The following is a 15,524-nucleotide window of genomic DNA, read 5'->3' as shown; positions in this document are numbered from 1 at the left end:
GTTTGTTTTATCGTTTGCTTGAAATTTTGATGATAATCCACGTCTATGAAGCGATGTTTCACAAAGTGAAGATATGTATCAATCTGAGGTTATTTGAGTGTTTTCTAAAGCATATCTGTAGCTTACCCCTAGCATCAGATATACTAGGGGTATATACCTTCCTTGCTTAAGCAGGCCCGCCTATGTCAAAAAACACACCAACGTCAGAAAACACGACAGCGACAACCACTGTTGATCCTTTTGCCGACCGAGAGTCGAAAAATTACGATAACCCAGTACCAAGCCGAGAGTTCATTATTTCGTTTCTAACAGACGCGAATATTCCGATGAACCGCAACGATCTATTCGAAGCTTTGGGTCTTGCTGGAGAGGAACAATATGAAGGGCTGCGTCGTCGTTTGCGTGCAATGGAGCGTGATGGACAGCTTATCTTTACTCGTCGTCAGTGCTACGCATTGCCTGAGAAGATGGAACTGATCAAAGGCTATGTGATTGGTCATAAAGACGGTCATGGTTGGGTTCGCCCAGACGGCAGTGTGGGTAAAGACAATGATATCGTGCTGCCGCATCATCAGATGAAAACCATCATGCACGGTGATTACGTATTGGTTCAGCCTACTGACAACAGTAAGCGTGGCCGTCGTGAAGGTCGCTTGGTTCGTGTGCTTGAAGAGCGTAAAACGCCACTTGTTGGTCGCTTCTTCCTAGAGTACGGCCATTCTTACGTTGTTGCTGATGATTCGCGTATTAGTCACGACATCCAGATCCCTACTGAGCATAAAGGCGGTGCTCGAATGGGTAATGTGGTTGTGATTGAAATTACGGATCGCGGTGGTCGTTCTCGTAACATGATGGGGAAAGTAACCGAAGTTCTTGGTGAAAACATGGCGCCGGGTATGGAAACGCAGATTGCGATCCGTACTCACCAGATCCCACAAGAGTGGCCTGAAGCGGTAGATAAGCAAATCGAAAACCTAGGTGAGCATGTTCCTGAAGAAGCAAAAGAAGGACGTGTAGACCTGCGTAAACTGCCATTGGTTACCATTGATGGTGAAGATGCGCGTGACTTCGATGATGCGGTTTACTGTGAAGCGAAGAAAGGCGGCGGCTGGCGTCTATGGGTAGCGATTGCTGACGTAAGTTACTACGTTCGCCCAGATACCGCGCTAGACAAAGAAGCGATTAACCGTGGTAACTCGGTATACTTCCCGTCACAAGTCGTGCCAATGCTGCCAGAAGTGCTTTCAAATGGTTTGTGTTCATTGAACCCTCAGGTAGACCGTTTATGTATGGTGTGTGAGATGACTATCTCAGACAAAGGTAAACTGTCAGGCTACAAGCACTACGAAGCGGTAATGAATTCTCATGCTCGTCTTACTTATAACAAAGTAGGCGCGATCTTAGATGGCAATGAAGAATTACGTGAGCGTTACGAACCTGAAGTACCACATCTTGAAGAGCTTCATAAGATGTATAAGGTGCTTAAGAAAACGCGTGACGAACGTGGTGCGATTGAATTTGAAACGGTAGAAACTAAGTTTATCTTCAATGCGGATCGTAAGATCGACCGTATTGAACCAGTAATTCGTAACGATGCACACAAGATCATCGAAGAATGTATGATTCTTGCGAATATCGCATCGGCATCTTACGTAGAAAAAGCGAAAGAGCCTGCGCTGTACCGTGTTCACGAAACTCCGGGCGAAGAGCGCTTAATGGGCTTCAAGAGCTTTTTAAGTGAATTAGGTTTAACACTGGAAGGTGGTCTGTCGCCATCACCAGTAGACTATGCACAACTGATGCAACAGATTAATGAACGTGAAGATCGTGAATTAATCCAAACTATGCTGCTACGCTCAATGAAGCAAGCGGTATACAACGCGGATAACGCGGGTCACTTTGGTTTAGCTCTTAAACGCTATGCTCACTTTACCTCGCCAATTCGTCGTTACCCAGATTTGCTATTGCACCGTGCGATTAAGTACCTTATTGCGAAAGAAGAAGGTCGTAACAGCGAACGTTGGACGCCAACTGGTGGTTACCACTACACTTTCGATGATATGGACTTCTACGGCGAGCAGTGTTCAATGACTGAACGTCGTGCTGATGACGCAACGCGTGAAGTAAACGACTGGTTGAAGTGTGAATACATGCAAGACCATGTCGGTGAGGTGATGGATGGTGTGATTGCCAACGTGACTGGTTTTGGCTTCTTTGTTCGTCTAACTGAACTGCACATTGATGGCTTGGTACACATCTCAGCGCTAGCGAATGATTACTACCAATTTGATGCTGTTGGTCAGCGTCTAGTGGGTGAAAGCTCAGGTAATATCTACCGCTTGGGTGATTCGGTTAAAGTGAAGGTTTCTGCGGTTAATTTAGAAACTCGCCAAATCGACTTTGACTTAGAAGACACTGATCGTCAGCCGCGTGGCAAAGGCAAAACAGCCAAGAAGCGTGCAGCAGAAGCGATGAAAAAGGCGAAAAGCAAGAAGCGCTCAGCAGTGAAGAGTAATAAACCAGGTGTATCAGCGAAGCCTATGGTTGAGCCAACTAAGCGACCTGACGGAAGCAGCGAAGGCCCTGCTAAGAAGAAAAAGCCAGCGAATAAAACCGGTGCTGCTAAAGCTCGCGCTAAGAAAAAGCGTGCAGCAAGCCGTAAGCCAAAGGCTGATAACTCTTAAGACTGATAAATCTTAAGGCTAATAAGGCGCTCTGCTAATCAGGTTTAGCGCCTACTGATTTAGTGTGAAATGACTTTAATGCGAGAGTATCAGGCACAAGACGCATACTCTCGAAATGAACAACACAGAGGTGGACACATCGGCATTGATGTCATTCATCTCTGAGCAATAAGAGTAAGTTGAGACAATGAGTAACGAATTTATTTACGGTATTCACGCGGTGAAAGCCGTACTAGAAAAAGATCCTGCACGTTTTATCGAAGCGTATGTATTGAAAGGTCGCCAAGACGAGCGTCTTCTTCCATTACTGAACCAACTGCAACAGTTTGGTGTGTCGATTCAACAGATGGGTCGTAAGCCGTTGGATGAAAAAGCACAAGGTGCGAATCACCAAGGTCTTATTGCTAAGGTGAAGCCTGCTAAGCAGCTTAATGAAACTCACCTAGACGATATCCTAGCGCAGCACGAACAGCCTTTGCTGTTAGTTCTAGACGGCGTAACAGACCCTCATAACCTAGGCGCTTGTCTACGTAACGCGGATGCCGCAGGTGTCGCTGCTGTTATCGTACCTAAAGATCGCTCTTCGCCGTTAACAGCAACGGTAAGCAAGGTTGCATGTGGCGCAGCTGAAACGGTTCCTCTCGTGCGCGTAACCAACCTAGCTCGCACAATGCGTGCACTGCAAGAGCAGGGCGTATGGTTTGTGGGTACGGCAGGTGAAGCAACGCATGATATCTATCAAGCGAAGCTAACGGGTCCTCTTGCGGTAGTTATGGGTGCAGAAGGTGACGGTATGCGTCGTTTAACTCGTGAAACTTGCGATGATCTGATTAAGATTCCAATGGCAGGTAGCGTATCGAGCTTAAATGTTTCTGTGGCGTCGGGTATTTGCCTGTTCGAAGCGGTAAGACAGCGTTTAGCTCAGTAATGCGTTAACGCTGCTTTAAGTCTATGAATTTATTAGCGCTCACCACTTGCTGGTGGGCGTTTCTTTTTAGGCTGTTATAGCAAAATCCATCGGTTTGTCGGATGGCTAGATGGCGACAGAAAAACTGTTTCATTATTCACCAAATAGCGCTTGCCAATACCGGGTTCTTTCTATAACATTTGCCGTCCTTAAAACTCGGTCATTTATCTTTAGTTCCTTGCTTCCTCTGGACGACCGGGCCACTCGTGGAAGCTAATAATCCGTAAGGAGCAACCAAATGCGTCATTACGAAATCGTATTCATGGTTCACCCTGATCAAAGCGAGCAAGTTGCTGGCATGATCGAGCGTTACACTGGTTCTATCACTGAAGCTGGCGGTACTATCCACCGTCTAGAAGACTGGGGTCGTCGTCAAATGGCTTACCCAATCAACAAGCTTCACAAAGCTCACTACGTTCTTATGAACGTTGAAGCTGGTCAAGAAGTGATTGACGAGCTAGAAACTGCTTTCCGTTTCAACGATGCAGTTCTACGTAACATGATCATGCGCACTAAAGGCGCTGTGACTGAGCAATCTATTATGCTTAAGCAAAAAGAAGAGCGTGCAGAGCGTGCTCCTCGTCGCGAAGAGCGTACAGAAGCTAAACCAGAAGCAGCTGCTGAGTAATTCTTTTTTGGCTTAACGCCTTAAAAAATTCTCAACTTGTTTTAGGTCATTGATAGTTATTTCGATAATTGTGAAAGACCGCTTTACTAAATTTAAGATCAGGAGATAGCCCATGGCTCGTTTCTTCCGTCGTCGTAAATTCTGCCGTTTCACTGCAGAAGGCGTACAAGAGATTGACTACAAAGACGTAGCAACTCTTAAAAACTACATCACTGAAGCTGGTAAAATCGTACCTAGCCGTATCACTGGTACAAGCGCTAAGTATCAGCGTCAACTAGCTCGCGCTATCAAGCGTTCTCGTTACCTAGCTCTACTACCGTACACTGACAAGCATCAGTAATCGGTAATAGTTAATAATAGTTTAAGAGGACTAAGATAATGCAAGTTATTCTACTTGATAAGATCGGTAACCTAGGTGGCCTTGGCGACCAAGTAAACGTTAAATCTGGTTACGCTCGTAACTTCCTTATCCCACAGGGTAAAGCAGTTATGGCAACTAAAGACAACGTTGCTATGTTCGAAACTCGTCGTGCTGAACTAGAAGCTAAAGTTGCTGAGCAACTAGCTGCTGCTGAAGCTCGTGCAGAGAGCGTTAACACTCTAGAAGGCGTTACAATCGCTTCTAAAGCTGGTGACGAAGGTAAACTATTCGGTTCTATCGGTACTCGTGACATCGCTGACGCTATTACAGCGGCAGGTGTTGCAGTAGCTAAGAGCGAAGTACGCCTACCTGAAGGCGCTCTACGTAACATCGGCGAATTCGAAGTAAGCATCCAACTTCACTCTGAAGTTTTTGCTACTGCGAAAATCGCTATCGTTGCAGCTGAGTAATTTCAGTACCAAGACGAATTCTTTCTTTTGAAAGTTTTAAACACCAGCTTCGGCTGGTGTTTTTTTATGTCTGGAATATAGGAAAGTACAAGGAAGGGCTACAGTAGGTAAAAAGCTTACGGTGATCCATAAGCTGTTATTGCTGAACAAGTTGTTCTCAAGGTTAGAGGTGGCCTAAGATTAGAACTGGAAGAGCAAGTTGATCGATAGAACAGAGTCTTGTTTGCTTAAGCCTTCAGGCACTTTATCGTGGTACTGGCGAGAGTGAGCGATCTTCAGCGCGATATTGTCAGTAATATCGTTGATGGCTTCTAACTCAGTATCAAACTTTAGGTTACTGTGACCAGAGACAAGCGTCACGTCTGCCTTGAGCTGCAAATTCTTCAACACCTGCCATGACGTATTCACGTTGCCACGGAAAATTGCCTCTTCAACAATCTCTGGGAAGATGATGTCATCATCATCAATCTCATCAAGGTTCGGTTCTTGGTAACGAAAACCTGGTCCCACTTCGACTTCCAACACAAACTCTTCGGTATTCGAAAACTGGTAACCCAGACCACTCGAAATTGTGTAGTCCTTAAAGTAAGCACTGTATCTCGAGTCGACTCCTTTGAAACTGCCGTAAAGGTAGGTTTTAGGGCTTAACTTGTAGTCACTCTGAGCTGAGTAAGTCGATTGCCTTTTATCTTCTTCGCCATCTTTGTAGAGGTTGTAGTATTTCCATTCACCACTGGTTCTATGACGGCCAGCCGTGTACTCACCGTTCAGGCGTGCGTTAAGTGCTCGTGAATCAAAGTTACCAGTATGCGACTGATATCCAAATTCGACTTCCGTTTTTAGCGGGCTCGGCAGTTCTGTATCACTTGTATCACTCGGTGCGATATCCAACTCTTTTTCTTCAGGTGTCGGTGCAACGACGATCGGCTCAGCAGTAGGTTCTGAAACTACTATAGAGTCGAGGATTGCATCAACAGAGTCTTTAGCATCATCAGCTAAGGCCATCGGAGCGCTCAGGAGACCAGTGCTTAGAAGACCAGTGCTCAGAGCCAATAATTTGGACACGCATACCTCTAGTTATACAGTGAGTGAATGGCAGGATCGTAATGCTACCCTTGGTTAATTCCGTCAGCAATAGGTAAATTCTTCCTGAAGAATAAAACAAACTCATAGGATCGGATTACAAACGGATGTTCTTGGGTATAATGAACGATCATTATTAGTTATTGAGTGTAGTCATAGTGGATACCAAAAGTCAGAAATCAGCCAACGATCAGGTGGACGCCATCAAGGTCCCGCCACATTCATTAGAAGCTGAGCAATCTGTTATTGGCGGTTTGTTATTAGATAACGAACGCTGGGATACAGTTGCCGAAAAGGTTGTGGCCAAAGACTTTTATAGCCGTCCTCACCGTCTGATCTTTGAAGCGGTAAAGGATATCCTTGAAGAAAGTTCTCCTCTGGATCTTATTACACTCTCTGAACATTTAGAGCTGCGTGAGCAACTTGAAGAAGTGGGTGGCTTTGCTTACCTTGCTGACTTAGCGAAAAACACACCAAGTGCCGCAAACATCAATGCGTATGCGGATATCGTAGCGCAACGTGCACTTGTTCGTAGCCTGATTGGTGTCGCGAATGAGATTGCTGATTCTGGTTATGACCCTCAAGGTCGTACTTCGGAAGAGCTGGTTGATCTTGCTGAAAGTAAAGTCTTCGCGATTGCCGAAGGCCGTGCAAGTGAAAACGAAGGTCCACAAAACGTTGATAGCATTCTAGAGAAGACGCTAGAACGTATCGAGATCCTATACAAAACGCCGCAAGATGGTGTGACAGGTGTCGATACTGGCTTCAACGACCTCAACAAGAAAACAGCAGGTCTACAAGGCTCTGACTTAATTATTGTTGCTGCTCGTCCATCGATGGGTAAAACCACATTTGCGATGAACTTGTGTGAAAACGCGGCGATGAAGCAAGACAAACCGGTTTTAATCTTCTCGCTAGAGATGCCAGCCGAACAGCTGATGATGCGTATGCTTGCGTCACTTTCTCGCGTAGACCAAACCAAGATTCGTACTGGTCAGCTAGATGATGAAGATTGGGCTCGTATCTCGTCGAGTATGGGTATTCTGATGGATAAGAAGAATATGTATATCGATGACAGCTCGGGTCTAACGCCAACAGAAGTGCGTTCTCGTGCTCGACGTATCGCTCGTGAACACGATGGTATCTCTATGATCATGATAGATTACCTTCAATTAATGCGTGTACCTTCGTTATCTGATAACCGTACTCTTGAAATCGCCGAGATTTCTCGCTCATTGAAAGCGTTAGCAAAAGAGCTCAACGTTCCGGTTGTGGCACTTTCTCAGCTTAACCGTTCCTTAGAGCAACGTGCTGATAAGCGCCCAGTAAACTCGGATTTGCGTGAATCAGGTTCGATTGAGCAAGATGCCGATTTGATCATGTTCATCTATCGTGATGAGGTTTATAACCCAGATAGTTCCTTGAAAGGCATTGCTGAGATCATCCTTGGTAAGCAACGTAACGGTCCGATCGGTTCGGTTCGTCTTACGTTCCAAGGCCAACACTCCCGATTTGATAACTATGCAGGCCCTGCATTTGATGATGAGTAATCGCTAATGACTTACATGAAAGCGGCGACGGCGAGCATTGACTTAAACGCGCTCGAACATAACCTGAACCAGATAAAGTCGAAGGCTCCTCAGTGCAAGGTCATGTCTGTTGTGAAAGCCAATGGCTACGGACACGGCTTACTGCATATAGCCAAGCATTCAAAAAGCTCTGATGCTTTTGGTGTGGCGCGTATTGAAGAAGCGTTACAACTTCGTGCTGGTGGCATTGTTAAACCTATTTTGTTGCTGGAAGGATTTTACTCTTCGGGCGATTTGCCAATCTTGGTGACCAATAACATTCAAACGGTGGTGCATTGTGAAGAGCAATTAAGCGCGCTAGAGAATGCGGATTTGGAAACACCCGTTGTGGTATGGCTAAAAGTCGACAGTGGTATGCACCGATTAGGTGTTCGCCCTGAGCAATACCAAAACTTTGTTGAGCGTTTGCATCAATGTGCGAATGTTGCCAAACCTCTACGTTACATGAGCCACTTCGGTTGTGCTGATGAACTGGATAGAGCAACCACCGTTGAACAGACAGAGCTTTTCTTGTCGCTTACTGAAGGTTGTGAAGGGGAGCGTTCACTTGCTGCCTCTGCGGGTTTACTCGCTTGGCCAGATAGCCACCTTGATTGGGTTCGTCCGGGAATCATATCTTACGGTGTCTCTCCGTTTGTTGATAAATCAGCGCAAGAGCTTGGATTTTTGCCTGTGATGACCCTGACCTCACACCTAATTGCCGTTCGCGATGTGAAAGCCGGTGAAAGTGTGGGTTATGGCGGAAACTGGACCAGTGAACGTGATACCAAGGTTGGTGTTATCGCGATTGGTTATGGTGATGGTTATCCTCGTACTGCACCTAACGGCACTCCAGTGTTCGTTAACGGTCGAAAAGTACCGATCGCAGGACGTGTATCAATGGACATGCTAACGGTTGATCTAGGCCCTGATGCGGCAGATAAAGTCGGCGATGAAGCGACTCTGTGGGGTAAAGATTTACCTTCAGAAGAAGTGGCTGAACATATCGGCACTATCGCTTACGAGTTAGTCACTAAGCTGACTTCGCGTGTTGCGATGGAATATGTGAAGTAATCATGGATCTTGATAAGTAAATTATGTTCAAGCGAACGACTCGAAACTGGCTAATGTCTGCAATGACATTACTCGGTGTCAGCTTTTCTTCTTCCGCTGCGAGTGAAGAAAAAGATTCAGCTTTTGTCCCTTTCTACTTCAGCACCGAAACCATGGGTAACACCTTTGGGGTTGCGGGTGTCGCAAAGGGTGTTTGGCAACCTCAAGCCGCTCTGTTTGGTATGGCACTCTATTCAGACAAAGACAGTTACGTCGGTTTTCTATCGGCTTTTAACTATGCCTTGTCTGAGAACGTATTGTTTAGCACTCAGATGTATCAAGCGCGCTTCAACGACAACCCGTATTACATTGGTTCTCAAGGCGATAATGATTCATCTATCGATGACAAAACCATTGCTGATGGCTTAGAGCAAAACTATCAGTTTGAGTTTAAGTATTTGCTACCTTGGGGCAACGTTGCAGAACACGGTTTACTCGGTGCTTTTCAGCCAATCAAAGATGTGAGCTTTGCTTCGCCAATCGAATCGGGTGTCAGTTCGATTCTATTTACGCCTTTTTATACTGCTCGTGAGTTGGAAGGTTTAAATAATACCGAGGAGGCAACAGGCTTTAGTTTGGCGTTTGATTGGGATAACCGTGATAGCACACGCAACCCGACCAGAGGTTCTCACACTAACCTTGAGTTCACCACTGGCGCAGAGAGTTGGTCTAACGATGACTTGTGGCTTAAGTGGACCTTCCAAAATAGCCAGTACTTTGCTTTAGGTCCTTTAGGGGACTTATTCGATCAACAAGTTTTAGCATTCGATTTCTATACCGCTGACACGCCAACGTGGGATAACTGCTCTGGGCAAGATTGTGCTCGCCCACCAGAAACGGAGCAAGCTCGATTGGGTGGCTTGTATCGTTTACGAGGTTATACCGGAGGTCGTTATCACGGTCGCTCTGCAGTTCATTATTCTGCTGAGTACCGAGTACTTCCTGACTGGCAGCCACTCGGTGATATTCCGCTGATCAACTACTACGACCTGCCTTGGTGGCAATGGGTCGCATTCGCCGAAGTAGGGCGTGTGGCTGATGAGTACGATATCAAAGAATTGCACACCGATATGAAATGGAGCTTAGGCGGCGCGGTTCGTTTTCAAGTGGAAGGCATTGTTGTTCGTGCAGAATTAGCGCGAGGCGGTGATGAAGGAACCTTTAGGGTTATGATAAACCAGCCCTTCTAAACCTTTCGGCCTACAGTAGGCCAAATACTATTTTTATAAGAGTGGTCGTGGAAACACACCACTCTTTTTTATTAACAAGATATTGTTTTTATTAAGGAGATCTTGTTTTCAAGCAGTCTACTCACCTTGCATCGTAGCAATCACAGTTCGGCTTCCACCACAATCTCGGTGCTCTCCTAAGTAAATACCCTGCCATGTTCCTAAAGCTAAACGACCATTGCTAATTGGTATTGTCACACTGGTGCCAAGTGTCGATGCTTTAATGTGGGCAGGCATGTCATCATCACCTTCATAGGTGTGTCTGTAGTAGGGCGCTCGCTCTGGGACAAACTTATTAAAGTGCGACTCCATATCGGTACGGACGGTAGGATCAGCGTTCTCGTTTAGCGTGAGGCTGGCAGAGGTATGTTGGATAAAAAGATGTAATAAACCAACAGATAGAGAATTGATATCGTGTATCTGTTGTTCAATTTCATCAGTAATGAGATGAAATCCACGCTTTCTTGCATTTAGGTGTATAGTCTTCTGAATCCACATACGCCATCCTTTATAATGTGTTTGGAAAAAAAGTGGTTTAACGCTATCTTTTGAACTTGAATTTATCAGCTATCGCTCACATTTAATTATGTTAGAGCCTGAGTCAGCATCGATCTCTCTATCAGGAAATCGAATCCTGATTTATCTCAAGGTACAGCTCTTCATATGCGGCATAATACGTCGTGAAAAAAAATTACAAAGAATCTTTCAGTGGTGACGCGGTTTGGTCATCACAGAAAAATATAAACTTTCGCCTAATCGGGGGTTCTATTCATCACCCAGGTGACGTTTAGAATAAAACCTACAGTAACATCGGGATAGATACCATGTTGAAAAATATCAACCCAACGCAAACACAAGCGTGGAAAGCTCTAACGGCACATTTTGAGTCTGCTCAAGATATGGATATGAAAGAGCTGTTTGCTCAAGATGCAAAGCGTTTCGAGAGCTTTTCTACTCGTTTCGGTTCTGACATCTTAGTGGATTACTCTAAGAACCTTATCGATGCTGAAACTATGCAGCACCTATTTGCTCTTGCGAACGAGACTGAAGTTAAGTCTGCAATCGAAGCAATGTTCGGCGGTGATGCAATCAACAAGACTGAAGGTCGTTCAGTACTTCACACTGCTCTACGTAACCGTAGCGACAACCCAGTAATGGTTGATGGCAAAGACGTAATGCCAGCAGTGAACGCAGTACTAGCAAAAATGGAACTGTTCACGCACCGCATCGTTTCTGGTGAGTGGAAAGGTTACACAGGTAAAGAGATCACTGATGTTGTAAACATCGGTATCGGCGGTTCGGATCTTGGTCCATACATGGTGACTGAAGCACTAACGCCATACAAAACTCGCCTAAACATGCACTTCGTTTCTAACGTAGATGGCACTCACATCGTTGAGACACTTAAGCCTCTTAACCCAGAAACAACGCTATTCTTAGTGGCATCTAAAACATTCACGACTCAAGAAACAATGACTAACGCGCACTCTGCACGTGATTGGTTCTTGGCTGAAGCGGGTGACAACGCACACGTAGCTAAACACTTCGCAGCACTATCAACTAACGCAACTGCGGTCGCTGAGTTTGGTATTGATACTGACAACATGTTCGAATTCTGGGACTGGGTTGGTGGTCGTTACTCACTATGGTCTGCAATCGGTCTTTCTATCTCACTATCTGTTGGCTTCGATAACTTCGTTGAGCTACTAGAAGGTGCTCACGAGATGGATAACCACTTTGCTTCAACTGAGTTTGAAAGCAACATTCCAGTAATCCTTGCGCTTATCGGTATTTGGTATAACAACTTCCACGGCGCTGAGTCAGAAGCAATTCTACCTTACGACCAGTACATGCACCGTTTTGCAGCTTACTTCCAGCAAGGCAACATGGAATCAAACGGTAAGTTTGTAGACCGTGAAGGCAACCCGGTAGAGTACCAAACAGGTCCTATCATCTGGGGCGAACCTGGTACAAACGGTCAGCATGCTTTCTACCAACTGATTCACCAAGGCACTAAGCTGATCCCATCAGACTTTATTGCTCCTGCTATCAGCCACAACCCAGCATCTGATCACCACCAGAAGTTGATGTCTAATTTCTTTGCTCAAACTGAAGCACTAGCATTCGGTAAGACAAAAGAGACAGTGGAAGCTGAATTCCTAGCGGCTGGCAAAACAGCTGAAGAAGTGGCTGAGCTTGTACCTTTCAAAGTATTTGAAGGTAACCGTCCAACGAACTCTATTCTTGTTAAGCAAATCAACCCTCGCTCTTTAGGTAACCTAATCGCGATGTACGAGCACAAGATCTTCGTTCAAGGCGTTATCTGGAACATCTTCAGCTTCGACCAATGGGGTGTAGAACTTGGTAAGCAACTAGCAAACCAAATTCTTCCAGAGCTTGCTGACGATGCTCAAGTAACGTCTCACGACAGCTCAACAAACGGTCTAATCAACGCATTTAAAGCGCTTAAAGCTTAATTGAGTTGATAGCACCAAAAAAACGCCAACCTTCGGGTTGGCGCTTTTGTATCTGTATAGCAAGCATTGGTTAAATCGCAGGTAATAAAAAAGGCTGGCATGATGCCAACCTTCTTTGAGTTGATACTCAGTACTGCTAGAAATAAACAGCTGTTATTCGAAACAGATCTCGATGAAAGCATTACCCCATTGAGATGAGAAAGGCATGATGATGATTGCCCCATCACACTTGTGACGAATCGTATGACCTTTACCGGAAACCACGATTGGTGTTGCCATATCGAAGTCAAAACCGCTTTCCGCAAGAATACGTTTCGCACCGCCAGTCACCATGTTAGTGATTTCACCCACCATATCGGTCACTTCTTCGTTGAGGCCGTTTGGTCGTTCACCAAGCATGTTTTCCATGATTTCGAGAGCGAGACCTTCATCAAAGGTGATCGACATAGAGCCACGAGATTGTGTACCCACCATACCAATTAGGCCGGATACATCACCACGAGCGATTTCATCTTTCTTAACTCTCGGTTTTTGTGGCTTCAATTCTAGAGAAGCCATCGTTTTTAATACGTTCATCAAAGAAGCTAAAAACGGGTTTACAAATTCAGCGCGCATAATGTTCTTCTATAATCTTATTCTTTCATCTCGGAGGAGCAAGATTGGCAAATGCCATGCGATTCAATGACATGATTCGTCAATTGAAAGCCATGCTTCTCAGCGTTACTGGCGAGTAGGGTGACAAGCGCATCGTCCTGCAGTTCTATCACAGTGCCACATTTATCGCAGATCAGTAGTTGGGAGAAATGTTTGTTGGCATTGCAAGAGCAGCAGCATATGAAGCTATTGGTTGACTCAACTCTGTGAATGAAACCTTGTTCCAACAAGAAATCCAAAGCGCGATATACTGTAGGTGGCTTGGCTTGCGGTTCACTGACTTTCAACTGCTCTAATAATTCATAAGCACTGGAGGCTTTTTTATTAGAGAGGATGAGCTCAAACACTCGCTTTCTTTGAGGTGTTAATCTAACGCCTCGCGATGCGCATATCCCTTCAACTTGCTCTATTAATGTGTGGTCCAAATTTTTCACCATTCAATCGGACATCCCTAATCAAACCTTATTTCTAGGTTACTACGTTTTGGGAGCCAATGATTTCTATTAAAGTCAGGTACAGAGCGTATTGTGACCCACGACTTTGAATAAGACAAGGTAACTCAAAATGACAGTGTGACTCAAGGCATAACTGATTAATGAGGTTGAATTAGAGATCTGGTGAATAGGTTTAAATAAAAAATGTGAGGTAAAGTTCATATAGCACAAACTGGGCATAGCATTTACAATAGCCGACCTTGCCTTTGCTGGGTATTCCAGCATATTTTTTTGACTCGCTACCAGGGTACTTTACCATGACACATTCATGTAGATTGTCTGTCGCTCCAATGCTCGATTGGATTGATTAAGCAGCCTTAGCAAGGGCTGAGCTAGTTTGAGGGGTACTATAGGAGTACCGCACTCAATAAATACTTCTACGCGTTACATTCTTTGTCCTGACCAAACCACTTCGCCAATAATCTGAAAATCTTCATTTTTAAGATCATCTTTGAGTAGTTCCCAGTTTTCGTATGTAGGGTTATCGCTAACCACTTTGATTATTTTTGGCATGAACTGGAGTCTCTTAACCATCAATTGGCCATCGAAACGAAAAACGTAAACACCGTCTCCAGAAAACTCGTCAACCTTATGAACCATCACTAATGCTTGGTTCTTTAACGTTGGAGCCATGCTGTCGCCTCTAACAGGCATCAAGAAAACTTCATTAGGGTTTACACCAATACTTTTGCTAATGAATTTCTCACTAAAGACAATCTCAGTCGATTCTTCATACCTTTCTACAAGTGCACCATGTCCGGCACTAACTTCCACATCGTAAAAATTTAGAGTGACATATCCTTTTGGCGTCCCAAAACCGTCTCGCTCTTGTGCTATCTCTTCAGCTTTTAAAAAAATATTTTCAGGTATTTTTTCGCGTGATCGCCATGTCCGAACTGTCGATGGTGATACACCTAAAGCCTTTGATAAATCAGTGATTTTTGCTGTTTTTGTTAGCTGCTTAAGTTCTGTGATTTGTTCATCAATAGTTTTCAAAGGGCACCTCTATTAAAATAAAAGCGTTGCAATAGCGTCTCATCGTTAATATTATTCAATCGCTTTAGGGACGATTAGGACGGTTTTGAATCGCTTAGAGTCTCATTTTGTTGCTTAGATAATAGATTAATAGGTGAGCTATGAATACAAACTTTGCGTTATTAGCCCGTTTCGGAAACCCTACGGTCGAGTTGAAACAAGTCAGCCAAGAGTTTTTTGGAATCACTTCACGAACAGCTGAGCAAAGAGCGAAAGCTTGTGATTTTCCTGTTCCTACTTTCAAGTTGCGCGATTCAGAACGCAGCCCATCGTTAATTAAGATAGAAGACCTAGCAGCCTACATCGATAAACGTCACTCGGAAGCCAAGCAGGATTGGCTTTCAGTCAACGGGTAGGTGATTGCTATGAAAGTATCTGACCCTATCCACCTACCTTGTCCAGATATGGCAGGCATGGAAAACCCAGACCCTAAAAAATTGCAGCGTTCTCAGGTGTTTCTTCAAAAGCTGCGTGAGAAACATGGAATCAAGAAGCCCGTCAAAAGAAAACCAAGACCGATGAATTACCAGTGCACTGAAAGTGCATGTGCAGGGTGGTGATATGAGTCGTAACGCGAAGTATGAAGCAGCTAAGAAAGAACAAGGGCTTAAGAAGATCACGTTATGGGTTCCAGAAGATAGAGAAAGCGAGTTTCACATGTTGGCAAAAGCATGTTGTGAGTTTCGTCATTTCACTTTCAATACCCTCCGAGATACCAAGTCAGGCAAGTACGTTTCTTTAGAGCATTTATAACCCGTCAC

17 protein-coding genes are annotated in these 15,524 nt (G+C 44.8%); 12 read left to right on the top strand and 5 right to left on the bottom strand.

Annotated features, from left to right (window positions below; all coding sequences use genetic code 11):
- Nucleotides 1-182 precede the first annotated feature (182 nt).
- The 5 genes from rnr (at nucleotide 183) to rplI (ending at nucleotide 5,110) form a co-directional block, all read left to right on the top strand.
- Nucleotides 183-2,684, top strand: coding sequence for a ribonuclease R (rnr, locus tag F0229_RS18690; RefSeq protein WP_017063179.1), 2,502 nt, complete (start codon nucleotides 183-185; stop codon nucleotides 2,682-2,684).
- Between the two features lie 187 nt (nucleotides 2,685-2,871).
- Complete coding sequence (rlmB, locus tag F0229_RS18685; protein ID WP_017063180.1) at nucleotides 2,872-3,612, top strand: 23S rRNA (guanosine(2251)-2'-O)-methyltransferase RlmB; 741 nt, start codon at nucleotides 2,872-2,874, stop codon at nucleotides 3,610-3,612.
- Between the two features lie 277 nt (nucleotides 3,613-3,889).
- Nucleotides 3,890-4,279, top strand: coding sequence for a 30S ribosomal protein S6 (rpsF, locus tag F0229_RS18680; protein ID WP_004741278.1), 390 nt, complete (start codon nucleotides 3,890-3,892; stop codon nucleotides 4,277-4,279).
- A gap of 112 nt (nucleotides 4,280-4,391) precedes the next feature.
- Nucleotides 4,392-4,619 carry a 30S ribosomal protein S18 gene (gene rpsR, locus F0229_RS18675; protein WP_000090472.1) on the top strand — a complete coding sequence of 76 codons (228 nt, stop codon included), beginning with the start codon at nucleotides 4,392-4,394 and terminating at the stop codon, nucleotides 4,617-4,619.
- Nucleotides 4,620-4,657: 38 nt separating this feature from the next.
- On the top strand, nucleotides 4,658-5,110 hold the full coding sequence (rplI, locus tag F0229_RS18670) for a 50S ribosomal protein L9 (protein ID WP_010434182.1): 453 nt from the start codon (nucleotides 4,658-4,660) through the stop codon (nucleotides 5,108-5,110).
- A 180-nt stretch (nucleotides 5,111-5,290) separates the two neighbouring features.
- On the opposite strand, the gene F0229_RS18665 is transcribed toward rplI, so the two are convergent.
- The gene (locus F0229_RS18665; RefSeq protein ID WP_171733447.1) at nucleotides 5,291-6,175 is read right to left on the bottom strand and encodes a DUF481 domain-containing protein; all 885 of its coding nucleotides are present in this window, start codon (nucleotides 6,173-6,175) and stop codon (nucleotides 5,291-5,293) included.
- Between the two features lie 176 nt (nucleotides 6,176-6,351).
- On the opposite strand from F0229_RS18665, the gene F0229_RS18660 reads away from it, so the two are divergent.
- From F0229_RS18660 to F0229_RS18650, 3 genes are read left to right on the top strand one after another with little or no spacing between them, the layout of a single operon-like run.
- A complete protein-coding gene (locus F0229_RS18660; RefSeq protein ID WP_016767560.1) occupies nucleotides 6,352-7,743 on the top strand; it encodes a replicative DNA helicase in 1,392 nt (463 codons plus the stop codon).
- 6 nt (nucleotides 7,744-7,749) lie between these two features.
- Nucleotides 7,750-8,835, top strand: coding sequence for an alanine racemase (alr, locus tag F0229_RS18655; RefSeq protein WP_017065624.1), 1,086 nt, complete (start codon nucleotides 7,750-7,752; stop codon nucleotides 8,833-8,835).
- A gap of 23 nt (nucleotides 8,836-8,858) precedes the next feature.
- Nucleotides 8,859-10,064, top strand: coding sequence for a BamA/TamA family outer membrane protein (locus F0229_RS18650; protein ID WP_171733446.1), 1,206 nt, complete (start codon nucleotides 8,859-8,861; stop codon nucleotides 10,062-10,064).
- Between the two features lie 117 nt (nucleotides 10,065-10,181).
- On the opposite strand, the gene F0229_RS18645 is transcribed toward F0229_RS18650, so the two are convergent.
- Nucleotides 10,182-10,601 carry a secondary thiamine-phosphate synthase enzyme YjbQ gene (locus F0229_RS18645; RefSeq protein ID WP_017059938.1) on the bottom strand — a complete coding sequence of 140 codons (420 nt, stop codon included), beginning with the start codon at nucleotides 10,599-10,601 and terminating at the stop codon, nucleotides 10,182-10,184.
- 326 nt (nucleotides 10,602-10,927) lie between these two features.
- Between F0229_RS18645 and pgi the strand changes: the two genes are divergently transcribed.
- Complete coding sequence (gene pgi, locus F0229_RS18640) at nucleotides 10,928-12,580, top strand: glucose-6-phosphate isomerase (protein WP_017632690.1); 1,653 nt, start codon at nucleotides 10,928-10,930, stop codon at nucleotides 12,578-12,580.
- Between the two features lie 153 nt (nucleotides 12,581-12,733).
- Here the strand turns inward: pgi and F0229_RS18635 are convergent, their stop codons facing one another.
- The 3 genes from F0229_RS18635 to F0229_RS18625 all read right to left on the bottom strand — a co-directional run bounded on the left by F0229_RS18635 (nucleotide 12,734) and on the right by F0229_RS18625 (nucleotide 14,724).
- Nucleotides 12,734-13,195, bottom strand: coding sequence for a chemotaxis protein CheX (locus F0229_RS18635; RefSeq protein ID WP_017059940.1), 462 nt, complete (start codon nucleotides 13,193-13,195; stop codon nucleotides 12,734-12,736).
- Between the two features lie 17 nt (nucleotides 13,196-13,212).
- On the bottom strand, nucleotides 13,213-13,671 hold the full coding sequence (gene zur / locus F0229_RS18630; protein ID WP_017059941.1) for a zinc uptake transcriptional repressor Zur: 459 nt from the start codon (nucleotides 13,669-13,671) through the stop codon (nucleotides 13,213-13,215).
- Between the two features lie 441 nt (nucleotides 13,672-14,112).
- Nucleotides 14,113-14,724 (bottom strand): S24 family peptidase, encoded by a 612-nt coding sequence (locus F0229_RS18625; RefSeq protein ID WP_171733445.1) that lies wholly within the window; start codon nucleotides 14,722-14,724, stop codon nucleotides 14,113-14,115.
- Nucleotides 14,725-14,864: 140 nt separating this feature from the next.
- On the opposite strand from F0229_RS18625, the gene F0229_RS18620 reads away from it, so the two are divergent.
- From F0229_RS18620 to F0229_RS18610, 3 genes are read left to right on the top strand one after another with little or no spacing between them, the layout of a single operon-like run.
- A complete protein-coding gene (locus F0229_RS18620) occupies nucleotides 14,865-15,119 on the top strand; it encodes a pyocin activator PrtN family protein (RefSeq protein WP_048662769.1) in 255 nt (84 codons plus the stop codon).
- A gap of 9 nt (nucleotides 15,120-15,128) precedes the next feature.
- Nucleotides 15,129-15,323 carry a hypothetical protein gene (locus tag F0229_RS18615; protein ID WP_171733444.1) on the top strand — a complete coding sequence of 65 codons (195 nt, stop codon included), beginning with the start codon at nucleotides 15,129-15,131 and terminating at the stop codon, nucleotides 15,321-15,323.
- Between the two features lies 1 nt (nucleotide 15,324).
- Complete coding sequence (locus F0229_RS18610) at nucleotides 15,325-15,516, top strand: hypothetical protein (RefSeq protein ID WP_019825622.1); 192 nt, start codon at nucleotides 15,325-15,327, stop codon at nucleotides 15,514-15,516.
- The last annotated feature ends 8 nt before the right edge of the window (nucleotides 15,517-15,524 follow it).

Origin of the sequence: Vibrio sp. AIC-3 (assembly GCF_013114515.1) — a bacterium.
GTDB lineage: Bacteria > Pseudomonadota > Gammaproteobacteria > Enterobacterales > Vibrionaceae > Vibrio > Vibrio crassostreae_C.
Note: the sequence above shows the minus strand (reverse complement) of the source record. Positions and strands in the feature narration are given on the sequence as shown.